Annotated in this window: 10 protein-coding genes; 5 read left to right on the forward strand and 5 right to left on the reverse strand. The window is 35.7% G+C overall.

Annotation, left to right across the window (positions count from 1 at the left end; translation table 11 throughout):
• Positions 1–24 precede the first annotated feature (24 nt).
• Both AC3IPI_RS20225 and AC3IPI_RS20230 read left to right on the forward strand, forming a co-directional pair.
• On the forward strand, positions 25–1,413 hold the full coding sequence (locus tag AC3IPI_RS20225; RefSeq protein ID WP_489155292.1) for a TolC family protein: 1,389 nt from the start codon (positions 25–27) through the stop codon (positions 1,411–1,413).
• Positions 1,414–1,476: 63 nt separating this feature from the next.
• Complete coding sequence (locus AC3IPI_RS20230; RefSeq protein ID WP_489155294.1) at positions 1,477–2,616, forward strand: MFS transporter; 1,140 nt, start codon at positions 1,477–1,479, stop codon at positions 2,614–2,616.
• 807 nt (positions 2,617–3,423) lie between these two features.
• Here the strand turns inward: AC3IPI_RS20230 and AC3IPI_RS20235 are convergent.
• The 5 genes from AC3IPI_RS20235 to dnaK form a co-directional block, all read right to left on the reverse strand.
• Positions 3,424–3,765 (reverse strand): helix-turn-helix domain-containing protein, encoded by a 342-nt coding sequence (locus AC3IPI_RS20235; protein ID WP_489155296.1) that lies wholly within the window; start codon positions 3,763–3,765, stop codon positions 3,424–3,426.
• A 107-nt stretch (positions 3,766–3,872) separates the two neighbouring features.
• Entirely contained in the window at positions 3,873–4,622 is a 750-nt protein-coding gene (locus tag AC3IPI_RS20240) for a hypothetical protein (protein ID WP_489155298.1), read from the reverse strand.
• A gap of 5 nt (positions 4,623–4,627) precedes the next feature.
• Positions 4,628–5,878 carry a tyrosine-type recombinase/integrase gene (locus AC3IPI_RS20245; RefSeq protein ID WP_489155300.1) on the reverse strand — a complete coding sequence of 417 codons (1,251 nt, stop codon included), beginning with the start codon at positions 5,876–5,878 and terminating at the stop codon, positions 4,628–4,630.
• A complete protein-coding gene (locus tag AC3IPI_RS20250) occupies positions 5,875–6,282 on the reverse strand; it encodes a helix-turn-helix domain-containing protein (RefSeq protein ID WP_489155302.1) in 408 nt (135 codons plus the stop codon). Before AC3IPI_RS20250 ends, AC3IPI_RS20245 begins: the two co-directional genes overlap by 4 nt.
• A 351-nt stretch (positions 6,283–6,633) precedes the next feature.
• Positions 6,634–8,517: a molecular chaperone DnaK gene (gene dnaK, locus AC3IPI_RS20255; RefSeq protein WP_039112954.1), complete on the reverse strand. Its 1,884-nt coding sequence runs from the start codon at positions 8,515–8,517 to the stop codon at positions 6,634–6,636.
• Between the two features lie 649 nt (positions 8,518–9,166).
• On the opposite strand from dnaK, the gene AC3IPI_RS20260 reads away from it, so the two are divergent.
• Genes AC3IPI_RS20260 through AC3IPI_RS20270 form a run of 3 tightly spaced genes read left to right on the forward strand, consistent with a single transcriptional unit; the run spans position 9,167 to position 11,896 of the window.
• Complete coding sequence (locus AC3IPI_RS20260; RefSeq protein WP_489155304.1) at positions 9,167–9,904, forward strand: ATP-grasp domain-containing protein; 738 nt, start codon at positions 9,167–9,169, stop codon at positions 9,902–9,904.
• 49 nt (positions 9,905–9,953) lie between these two features.
• Entirely contained in the window at positions 9,954–10,577 is a 624-nt protein-coding gene (locus AC3IPI_RS20265; RefSeq protein ID WP_489155306.1) for a hypothetical protein, read from the forward strand.
• A gap of 59 nt (positions 10,578–10,636) precedes the next feature.
• On the forward strand, positions 10,637–11,896 hold the full coding sequence (locus AC3IPI_RS20270) for a Na+/H+ antiporter (RefSeq protein WP_489155308.1): 1,260 nt from the start codon (positions 10,637–10,639) through the stop codon (positions 11,894–11,896).
• Positions 11,897–12,013: the final 117 nt, after the last annotated feature.

The following is a 12,013-nucleotide window of genomic DNA, read 5'->3' on the forward strand; positions in this document are numbered from 1 at the left end:
TTTGAGACATTTTATCCTCAGAAAATGAAACTACATTTTAAAATATTAACGTCCTTGTGTATTGCAGGGGTGCTAGTCTCTTGTGGCTCGAATAAGACCTATCACTTTAAAAAAGAAGTTACTCAATCTCTATACAGAGAAGTAAATGCTACAGATACAGCTAATATAGCTCAAACTAACTGGCAAGAATTCTTCTCAGATACCGATTTAAAAAAATTGATTCAATTTGGCTTACAAAATAATTTAGATTTAAAAATAGGCATACAACGCATTGGTATTGCTCAGGAGATGTTAAAACAGTCCAAGGCAGCATTTTTGCCCGATTTAAATCTTGTCGGTCAAGTCAAGCAATCAAAAATGTCTTATCCACAAGATCTCGGTGCAATTAAGAATGCAGCTTTATACGACGTACATGCCAATACCTCTTGGGAAATAGACCTATGGGGCAAACTAGCTAGTAGTAAACGTGCTTCTTTCTACAAACTAATGCAGTCAGAATCTACACAGCGAGTGGTACAGACACGAATAATAGCTCAAATAGCAGATTACTACTATCAACTTTTAACCTTAGACAAACAGCAATCTATCTTAGAACAAACAATTGAAAATAGAGCGCTGGACGTAAAAACTATGAAGCGTCTAAAAGAATCAAATGTGGTAACTGGTGCTGCTGTGGTACAGAGTGAAGCAAACTATTATGACGCTCAAGCTGATCTGCCTCGTGTCAAAAGACAAATAAGAGAAGTAGAAAATGCTATAAATGTATTGTTAGGACAAGCAGCCCAACCAATAACACGTGGCACGTTGGACCATCAGCAAACAAATCATAACTTAAGTGTAGGTCTGCCGTCACAATTATTGGCAAATAGACCTGATGTACGCTCGGCTGAACTTGAAGTAGCTTCTTATTTTGAGGAGGTTAATGTAGCTAAGCGAGCTTTTTATCCATCGTTGACAATCACTGCATCAGGCGGTTTCTCTACTTATGAGTTTAAAAACTGGTTCACTTCTACTGGTCTTTTTGCCAATGTAGCTGTAGGATTGATTCAACCCGTTTTCAATAAAAGACTAAACAAGACTCGTTTAGAAATTTCTAAAGCTAATTATCAAGAAAAATTATATCATTTTCAAAAAACATTACTTATTGCAGGCCAAGAGGTTTCAGACGCTCTGTATGGTTATGAATCTGCAACTGAGCAAGAACAAAAACGCATGCTACAAATAGATAAACTTAGTTTAGCTGTTGACTACACAAAAAAGTTGCTGGTCTATCACTCCTCAACGAATTATACCGATGTATTAGCCTCAGAGCAAGCTTACTTAAATGCTCAAATACAACTCACTAATGATATGTTATTGAAATGGCAATCAATTATTAAGCTCTATCGCTCATTGGGAGGCGGCACGAGATAGTAGAAAAAACAATATATAATACCAAACATGTTTTTTGATAAATGATAGCATCTAAATTAGATTATGAAAATGATAATAAATAAAAATAGAACTTCAGTATTGTTTTTTTTCTTTGTAAACGGTTTTTTGCATGCCAATCTAATGGCTCGGCTACCCGAACTTAAAAAGGATTTAGATATTTCAAACAGTGTATTAGGTACATTACTATTTGCCATGTCGATTGGTGCCTTAATTGCAATGCCAGTTACAGGATGGCTTACAATGCGATATGGTTCTGCTAAAATCACAAAAATTGCAGCGATCATATTTTGCCTTTGCATTCCCTTGATTCCTATTTCGAGTTCTTTATGGATGGTTGGATTAAGTTTTTTAGCATTAGGTGTGGGGACAGGTTCAATGGATGTGGCAATGAATGGGCAGGCAGTGTATGTGGAACGGGTAATAAAAAAACCAATTATGTCCTCATTTCATGCTTGTTTCAGCATTGGAATGGCAATAGGTGCGGGTATTGGCGCCCTGTTTTCTCATTTTCAAGTAGCACTAAGTCAACATTTAATCATGATGTCAATAATTGGTATGGGAGCTATTATTTTAACTTCAAAACACTTAATAAAACCAGTAATTGCAACAGGAACCATTGTTAAGGTAAAGCATAAGCTACCCATTTTGTTGATCCTACCTCTAGGAATAATTGCTTTTTGTTGTATGATTGTCGAAGGCTCGTTGGTTGATTGGTCGGCTATTTACATGAACAAAGTCATTGGAGAAAGCATGATAGTCTCCGCCTTTACTTTCGGTGTTTTCTCAGCAGGAATGACAATAGGCAGGCTTTTTGGTGATTTTTTTACAAAGAAAATAGGTGTAATCAAATTATTGCTAATTGATGCTTTAGTGGCACTATTTGGATTAAGTTTAGCATTGATTTTCCCTACTGTATTTACCACTTTAATAGGTTTCTTTTTAGCAGGGCTTGGGGTTTCAACTATTATTCCCATTATATTCACTACAGCGGGTAATATTGAAGGAGTTGATACCAATGTAGGGATTTCTACAACATCGAGCATTGGCTATTTTGGTTTTTTTGTGGGTCCTCCTACCATCGGGTTCATTGCCGATGCTTATGGGTTAAGAATTGGGCTTTGCTTTTCGCTAGGTCTGGCAGTGTTGATGTTATTATTGATTTTGCGCTTTTTTAGAAAATAATATCCTTTTATAAAAATTCATTTATATGCGCATACTTCAAATAGACAAACTTAATTTAAATGTTGAGTACAAAAAGAATATTGATCTATCATTTATCAACGGATTATACATTTGTCTGTAGTAAAGTTTCTGGGGAAAAAATTAAAATATATGGCAGGACAATATTTTACTTCGGACAAAACCTACAACATTCGTGAAAATGCTATACTTCCCCAAACAGGAAATGAACCACCTTTCTTTGTCAAATATATTCTATACATTTGCTACAACCACTGGTTAATGTGTTCTTCGAAAAAATGTATTACAATTTATCAAATGGCATCCAATCTATTTAAATAATGGATAAAGTTTGTTTGTTATTATTACGTATTATTATGTTCAGATCAGTACCTTTTTTGTACCTCGGCATCTAAAAATCCCAGTAAAGACTGGACTACTAATTTCTGCATCGGAAATTAACTTTCAGAAAAATGTATTCCTTACTAAATTTCGACATTAATTTTCTAAAAGTATTTCTTTAACTTTAGCTCAAGTTACAATAAAATTTCTTTTGACATCAAATCTTCTTCATCTAAAATTTATTTAATATAATTTGTTTTAAAGCCTACTATTTTCTTCAAATCCTGCAGCAAATGGTTTGGAATTTGTATCGTAGTGGTCACTATAAAAAGTAAAATCCTGAAAAATTTAGATTTTTCAGGATTTTTTTTTGTTCAAATTCATTTACAGATAACATATCACTTTGTATTAAATGCCTTTTGATGATCTACTAGAATGATATAAGTATTCCTGCTGGCTGTTATCCCTCTACTTATTTCGATTATGATTATACTTCAATACTTCTGATTCTATTTCCTGTATTGTTTTCTTTTTCCCTCTAGAAATCCATTCTAAAAGTTCTTCTTCAAAAAAATACAGCTTTTTACCATATTTATAGCACGGAATTTTTCTCTGTCTTACAAGAGCGTAAATTGTAGGCTTTGCTTTTCCTATTAACCGGCTTGCTTCTTCCACACCAATAGGAATACTTTTTTCTTTAGATTCATATACCTGCACATTCTGAATCATAAGTTTAATCTCAGCAATTTCTTTCACTAAGTGTGCTACTGCTTTGGGTAGGTTCTCAAAAGAGATTTCGTTTATGTCCATAGCTATCGTTTTTAATAGTTATGGTGCAAATAAAAAAAGTGTTTTTGCTGTGTCTTTCTTCACAGCAAAAACACTTAAAAAACACAGTGCTTTATACCTATTGGTATTTAGAAATCTGTAAAATCTTCCATAATCTTTATAAGACCTTTCTGTTCATCATCTTTAAGATGCGTTTTAATGCTGTTCTGCTCAACATCTTTTAAAGCGTCAGCAAAAGTCAGCTTTAAAAATTGTGCGGCTCCGTCCTGTCTGCTGACTTTAAAACAATTCCAGATATTCCAGCCAAAATGATACAGATCGAGATTGGACAGATCTTTAACTTTTACCGGTTTAATCTTTTCAAAATTTATGCCTTCAGCATATATGATTATATTCCTGCCCAATTGTTCCATATCATCATCCGACACGTAAAGCGCAAACTCTTGCTGTGCATAACGGATGGCAGTATCAATTCTGGCCTGCTTTTGATTTGTGACTGCATTTTGCTGCTGTTCCCTTAACTGTCGAATATCGGTGGCTGAATTTTTATTTTCGGGTTTTTCGGGCTTAATTAAAGCATCCTGCAACTCCTCTTCTGTTTTTTCAAGGTTTTCATTTGGAATGCGGCTTTCAGGCGATTCATTTTTTTCAGCTTTTAAAAAACGATTCACCAATCTCTCAGCCAAATCGTTTAGAAATAAACTTAGAATTGCAAACATTAAAACTCCAAATCCAGTGCTGATCCAAAAGAAAACGCCGGCCGTATATTCATCGGCACCTTTTTCCAGCAGCACCAGTCTTCCGATTACACCGACAAAGACGCATACTAAAAAAACAGACAGGTAAACTGTGATATATTCAAAGTATTTAATTTTCATTGTGCTTACTTCTTTAAAAATTCCAATTGTATTGCCTGCGAAGCTCTGTTTTTCTTCTCATCTATTACTTTGGCGTAGATTTCAGTAGTTTTTACGTTGGTATGCCCCAGCATTTTGCTGACCGTATAAATGTCTGTCCCGCTCGACAGCTGCAATGTTGCAAATGTATGGCGGAAGCAGTGGAAGGTAATATTTTTTTTAATCCCTGCCGATTCAACCCATTTTTTCAGAGGGCGTGAAATCCACGATGGGTCTGGCAGATCCTCGAAAACAAGCTGTCCGGGAAGCCTAGGTTCTCCGCAGAGATCTAAAGCCTGCTGGGAAATAGGCATGTATTCGACACCCTTTGTCTTTTTCTGCGTAAAATGCAGCTTAGCCCTGCGGTCTTCCAGACTTATCTCTTTCCAGCGGAGCTTCTGAATGTCGGAATGCCTCAGACCTGTAAGCGCTGAGAAAAGCGCCGCTCTTTTAAGGACGTCTTTTTCGCAGGGCGTTTCGGCCAATACATTCAATTCTTCAATAGTGAGATATTCACGTCTTGACTCCTGCTCAGGGATGCCTTTTATTTTTGAAGATAAATCAACAGTTAAATATCCATCAATAAAAGCCTGTTTCAAAGCGGCTTTAAATATCGAAAAATACGTTCCCGCAGTGTTGCGGGAAAGGATTCCTTTTTTACCTCCTCCGCGCGGAGCTGATAATAAAAAAAGTTTAAAATCTTCCGCCATTCTGCTGTCAATTTGGGAAAACATTAGGTTGCCGGCTGAATAGCTTTTTAAAAATTCTCTGGTGCGCTCCCAAGTGATCTGAATGGATTTTGAACTTCGGGCGTGCCTTTTAGCCGCCACCGCAGCAATGTATTTAATAAAATCCTCTTTTGCTTTTTCTTTCTGTTCAGCCAATAGGTTCTCAGCATCACTGTACAGATCTGTTTTATCGTATTCTTTCTGCCGGATATTACGCACTGCGTCTGCATATAGCATTATCTCACGGTCGCTTTCGTTGCTGCAGATTATTATTCCGTTATCGCTGCGTCTGGGTTTATAGGATTTTATACCCTCTGCATCTGTGCGGGCAGTTCTTTTCTTGTCCCATTCCACTGTTGTTACGGATCTGTTTAAATATTCACGGATTCTCTGGGGCGCTTTCTTTCCACAAACCTCAACAGGATAGCATTCTATGTAGACATACCATTCCTTTCGGTCTTCTGCTTTTCGAAGACGCACAGTCACCTTGGTTTTTGCTAATTGTTTCATATAAAATCATTTCCATTATACAAATTATCAATTTCCGTTTTGGGGGCATATACATGCTTTCCGATCTGTCTGGTTGGGATTGAATATTTCCTGATATGGCTGTAAACAGAACCTTCTGATATCTGAAATCTCTGAGCTATTTCACCGATCGAATAGCAGTCTTCTTTTTCAAGGCTGTATAATTTTTTCTTCGGTATACTCTCAGCCAGCGGCAGGCTGCGGGCAGGGCCGAACATCCCTTCCATGTCGCTGCGGTCTATCCTTACAAGGCGGGTTCCAAGATTAACTGACGGAACTTTTCCCTGGCCGACAAGCCTATAGAGGGTTCTTTTGGCAATGCCAAAAAGCATGCCAGCCTCAGAGACGGAAAGAAATGCCCTGTCCTGCGGTATTTTCTCTATCATCGCTTTGATTTCTGCTTCATTTTTAAGCTACTTCATCTTCTGCTTGTATGCTTTTTTACTGCATTTTTGTGAGCAGTAGACAGAAGTTACGGTCTTGGGCAGAAACACTTCCCCACAGACAAGACATTGTTTATTTATTCTTTTCATCGCCTTTATCCCCAATTTAAGTGCCATAAGTATACATAAGTGTCACATTATCGCCTTTTAAGTGCCGGTACAAATATGGTACAAATATATGGCAAAAAATGATTAAAAAACAGCAGAAATAAAAAAGAATAAAAAAGAAAAACCGCTGTAAACATTTCGTTTACAGCGGTTTAACACTTATTATTAACTGATATTAATCAGTGCTTATTTGACTTCTTCAAATTCAACGTCTTCAACATTGTCTCCTTGAGCTTGCTCTTGTTGTGGAGCAGCTTGTTGACCTTGTTCTCCTTGAGCGTACATTGCTTCTGTAGCTGTTTTCCAAGCTGCATTAATGTTGTCAAGAGCAGTTTGAATAGCTGGAATGTCTTGAGATTGGTGAGCCATTCTCAATTCAGTTAAAGCGTACTCAACAGCAACTTTATGATCGTCAGCTAATTTGCTTCCTAACTCTTTTAATTGAGTTTCAGTTTGGAAAATCATGCTGTCAGCTTCGTTTAATTTCTCAGCTCTTTCTTTTGCTATTTTATCAGCGTCAGCGTTAGCTTCAGCATCTTTTTTCATTTTTTCGATTTCTTCAGCTGTTAATCCAGAAGAAGCTTCGATACGGATATCATGAGATTTTCCTGTTCCTTTATCAGTTGCAGAAACTTTGATGATACCATTAGCATCGATATCAAAAGTAACCTCGATTTGAGGAACTCCTCTTGGTGCTGGTGGAATACCATCTAAGTGAAAACGACCGATAGTTTTGTTATCAGCAGCCATCGCTCTTTCTCCTTGCAATACGTGAATTTCAACAGATGGTTGAGAATCAGCAGCAGTAGAGAAAACTTGAGATTTTTTAGTTGGAATAGTAGTATTAGACTCAATTAATTTAGTCAATACACCACCCATAGTTTCGATACCTAAAGATAAAGGTGTAACGTCAAGTAACAATACATCTTTTACATCTCCAGATAAAACTCCACCTTGAATAGCTGCTCCAATTGCAACAACCTCATCAGGGTTAACACCTTTAGATGCTTTTTTACCAAAGAATTTTTCAACTTCGTCAGCGATTCTTGGCATACGAGTAGAACCTCCTACAAGAATAACTTCGTCAATATCAGCAGTAGTTAAACCTGCATCTTTTAATGCTTTAGCAACTGGCTCCATAGAACGTTTAACTAATGAATCAGTTAATTTTTCGAACTGAGCTCTAGACAATTTTTTCACTAAGTGTTTTGGTCCAGAAGCCGTAGCAGTTACGTATGGCAAGTTGATTTCAGTTTCAGAAGAAGAAGACAATTCAATTTTTGCTTTCTCAGCAGCTTCTTTCAAACGCTGTAATGACATTGGGTCAAGACGTAAGTCAATACCTTCTTCAGCTTTAAATTCGTCAGCTAACCAGTCAATAATTTCGTGGTCAAAATCATCTCCACCTAAGTGAGTATCACCGTTTGTAGATAATACTTCAAAAACTCCGTCTCCTAATTCAAGAACAGAGATATCAAATGTACCTCCACCTAAATCGTAAACAGCAATTTTTTGATCAGTTCCTTTTTTATCTAATCCGTAAGCCAAAGCTGCTGCTGTAGGCTCATTGATGATACGCATAACTTTAAGACCTGCAATTTCACCAGCTTCTTTCGTAGCTTGACGTTGTGCATCATTAAAGTAAGCAGGAACAGTAATAACCGCTTCAGTTACAGTTTGACCTAAATAGTCTTCAGCAGTTTTTTTCATTTTTTGAAGAGTCATTGCAGACAATTCTTGAGCAGTATATAAACGACCATCAATATCCACACGTGGAGTATTGTTGTCACCTTTTACTACTTTGTAAGATACTCTTTTTGCTTCGTTTGTAGTCTCAGCAAAAGTGTGTCCCATAAAACGTTTAATAGAAGCAATCGTTTTTGTAGGATTCGTTACCGCTTGTCTTTTTGCAGGATCACCCACTTTAATTTCTCCACCTTCAACAAAAGCGATGATAGATGGCGTTGTTCTTTTTCCTTCTGCGTTAGGAATAACAACTGCTTCGTTACCTTCCATTACAGAAACACAAGAGTTCGTAGTCCCTAAATCAATTCCGATTATTTTACCCATTTTTTTATATATTTAATTTTGATGTATACTTATTTTAACAACTCATGGTGCTTAAGTCAATCTTTGTGCCAATACAAAAAAACCATATAAATTGTCAGTTTTCCATACTGGCACACCAAATATTATATGACAACATGACATTTTTTCCTACTGACATTTACGTCACAACCCAATATACAGTGTCATTATCAGGAGCTATTCCTGCTGTACACTATATCTTTTTCTGTCTAAAGAAGCCAGAAAAAGGATGCCGTTTCCATCAGGGCTAGAACAACCATTACGCTACCCTATTTTAATACTTCCCAAAAATATAAAATTACAAATCTTATATAAAATACTATATTTCAAAAAGTTATTAAAAACATAAATTTAAACATAAATATCCAAAAGACAATGAATTTTAAGGTCACGATAAAAAAGCATAACCGATACGAAACTTAATCTTAACTTTATTATCAAAAAAAAATTAGCATAATCTAATAGCATAATACCCTACAGGATTTAAATAATTTTAAGGAAATAGCTACATTAGCACCATTTTTAAATTACTTACATTCACAAGAACAGCAACAAAACAAATAGAATTGATGAACAACTGCTGTTCTATATTAAAAATACTTTCCAAAATAGTAACAGATAAGAACATTCAATGAAAGCATACATTCAAACAGACAAATCCGGAAACTACTACAATGTAAACGCTTATGTTGCCAACGAAGGCTTTCAATCTTTAGGTTGGGAAACAAAAAAATACTTTTTAATAGATGACATCACAGACAACAACCCCGAAAGTTTAGTTGTTGGAGGCATTGGAAACGTGAGAAAACGATTGGAAAAATTTGGAATAGAGCGACCTTCAAATGAAATAGACTATCCTCAAGAATTAGAAAAATATTTAGGCAGAAAGGTTTGGGTTTCTACAATTGAAGAAATATTTGCAGACGAACAAAATTGGAATGTTTTTATAAAACCAAAAAAAGACACCAAAAAGTTTGCAGGAAAAGTCGTTAAGGATTATAAAGACTTTATTGGAATTGTTGACAACGACAATCCAACGCAAATTTGGTGTTCTGAAATAGTAAATTTTAAGACAGAATGGAGATGTTTTATAAGATACGGTCAAATTTTAGATATTAGGCAGTATAAAGGTGCTTGGGATTCTAAACTCGACTTGTCTATAATTGAAAATGCTGTTAAAGATTTTAAAAGTGCTCCAGCTTCATACGCTTTAGATTTTGGTATAGATGAAAATGACACTATGAAATTAGTCGAAATAAATGATGGACATTCGTTGGGAACTTATGGAATAAGCCCAACAAATTATGCTAAGTTTTTATCTGCAAGATGGTCAGAGTTAACAAAAACAAAAGATTATACTCGATTTTAAAAATACTGTTGCCAACAAGTAGGTTCAGAATATTAACCCAAACTAAAAAATGAAACTAAAACTAACTTTACTCTTTTTGACTTTGTCTATTTCGGCATTTGCACAAACCAATTTAGGGATTGGCTTAATTGCCATTAAATTTAATGACAAAACAGTTTTACCCTTATATTCTTCAATAAATGATAAACAACCTATAAAAACAATTCGTTTTTTTAATGATGAAACAATTAATAGTTGGAGCATTAAAGATCTTAAAAATCAGCAAAAATGGTTAAAACCAGAAATACTATGGCTAGATTATAACTTCTTTGTTTTCCGCTGCGAGAAACAAGAAAAAGACTGGTTTAAGATAATTGTAGACAATGAGTCCGGAAAATCGCTCTGGATTAAGAAAAGTAAAAATACCGAATTTAGAGATTGGGAAAAGTACCTTCAGGATATGTTTAGAATTTCAAGAAAATCGAAAGCTGACAAAATTTATAAATTGCCAAATACAAATTCCGGAACAATTAAATATTTAGGAGAAGAGTGTTTTCAGGTTAAATCGATGAAAGGCGATTGGATAGAGATTTTCACATCTGAATGTGATGACGTAAAAAGTGAAATAAAATCAGGATGGATAAAATGGAAGAATGGAAACACTTTACTAATAGAGTGTTTTCCAACAAGTTAAAATAATCAAAAAAAAACAAACACAGCAATATTACATTAGCATTTTTCAAAATTACATAAATGGAAAACTACAGCATCATCATCTTTATACTCGCAATAGTAATAGGACTTTCTGTACTTGCCGAACAAATAAAATTGCCCTACCCCATTTTATTAGTAATCGTAGGTATAGCCATAGGATTTATTCCCGGAATTCCTGAGATAGAAATTAATCCCGAGATAATCTTCCTACTCTTCCTGCCACCATTATTATACGACGCCTCATTTAATATTTCCCCAAAAGATTTTAAGACCAATCTTAGTACAATAGGCACACTAGCAATACCCTTAGTATTTCTTACCACGTTTTGGATAGCCGTAGTAGCGCGTTATATGATACCAGGAATGACATGGCCACTAGCATTTGTATTAGGCTCCATACTCTCTGCAACCGATGCTGTTGCTGCCATGAGCATTACCAAAGGATTAGGACTATCGCACAAAACCATAACAATCCTAGAGGGCGAAAGTCTTATTAACGATGCTTCGGCATTAGTAGCATACCGCTTTGCAGTTGCAGCAGCATTAGGATATTCATTTGTAATATGGGAAGCAACACTACAATTTGTACTATTATTAGGAGGCGGATTCCTGGTAGGTTTTACAATGGGGAAAATTTTAGCGTTTGTACTCCAGAGAGTAAATAAAAACCCAATAGTCACAATAAGTTTTATGCTCCTTATGCCCTTTGTAACCTATTTGGTTGCCGAACACCTGCATGTTTCAGGAGTTATCGCCGTAGTAATATTAGGACTAGCAATAGCACGTTTTAGCAACAAAATTTTCCCCGAAAGTTTAAAGAACCAATCCAAAGGATTATGGGATATTATTATCTTCCTCCTAAACGGATTAATCTTTATCCTAATCGGACTCAATTTTCCTTATATCCTAAAAAATATCGACAACAGCCTTATACTACCTTATATCGGCTATGCAGTAATAATAACAATTGTAGCATTATTGATACGAATGACAAGGGTATTTCTTCAGAAAATAAAGCTTCAGAAAGCATTCAAAAAAAATGACACGAAAAAAAGAAAAGTTAGTGAACACACACTTCTGGATTCCAAGAATAGTTTCATAATAAGTTGGTCCGGAATGCGCGGTATTGTTTCGCTAGCCATTGCCATGGGATTACCCAAAACACTCGAAGACGGAAGTCCATTTCCCCAACGAAGCGCAATAATATTCATATCCGTTGCAGTTGTATTACTAACTCTCATCGGACAAGGACTTACATTACCGTGGATAGTTAAAAAACTTAATCCAAAAAAGGAATAATTATTTTCAGGAGCTAATCCTGCTCCCGAAACTTCGAGACACTATATCTTTTCCTGTCTAAAAAAGCCAGAAAAAGGATGTCGCTATTATCAGGGCTAAGAATTTTGTGACAGCTTA

It is taken from the genome of Flavobacterium sp. GL_143, from assembly GCF_057834355.1.

Bases quoted from the DNA above. Each gene is read 5' to 3' on its own strand.
- AC3IPI_RS20225 (WP_489155292.1), top strand. From the start codon at position 25: ATGAAACTACATTTTAAAATATTAACGTCCTTGTGTATTGCAGGGGTG.
- AC3IPI_RS20230 (WP_489155294.1), top strand. From the start codon at position 1,477: ATGAAAATGATAATAAATAAAAATAGAACTTCAGTATTGTTTTTTTTC.
- AC3IPI_RS20235 (WP_489155296.1), bottom strand. From the start codon at position 3,765: ATGGACATAAACGAAATCTCTTTTGAGAACCTACCCAAAGCAGTAGCA.
- AC3IPI_RS20240 (WP_489155298.1), bottom strand. From the start codon at position 4,622: ATGAAAATTAAATACTTTGAATATATCACAGTTTACCTGTCTGTTTTT.
- AC3IPI_RS20245 (WP_489155300.1), bottom strand. From the start codon at position 5,878: ATGAAACAATTAGCAAAAACCAAGGTGACTGTGCGTCTTCGAAAAGCA.
- AC3IPI_RS20250 (WP_489155302.1), bottom strand. From the start codon at position 6,282: ATGATAGAGAAAATACCGCAGGACAGGGCATTTCTTTCCGTCTCTGAG.
- dnaK (WP_039112954.1), bottom strand. From the start codon at position 8,517: ATGGGTAAAATAATCGGAATTGATTTAGGGACTACGAACTCTTGTGTT.
- AC3IPI_RS20260 (WP_489155304.1), top strand. From the start codon at position 9,167: ATGAAAGCATACATTCAAACAGACAAATCCGGAAACTACTACAATGTA.
- AC3IPI_RS20265 (WP_489155306.1), top strand. From the start codon at position 9,954: ATGAAACTAAAACTAACTTTACTCTTTTTGACTTTGTCTATTTCGGCA.
- AC3IPI_RS20270 (WP_489155308.1), top strand. From the start codon at position 10,637: ATGGAAAACTACAGCATCATCATCTTTATACTCGCAATAGTAATAGGA.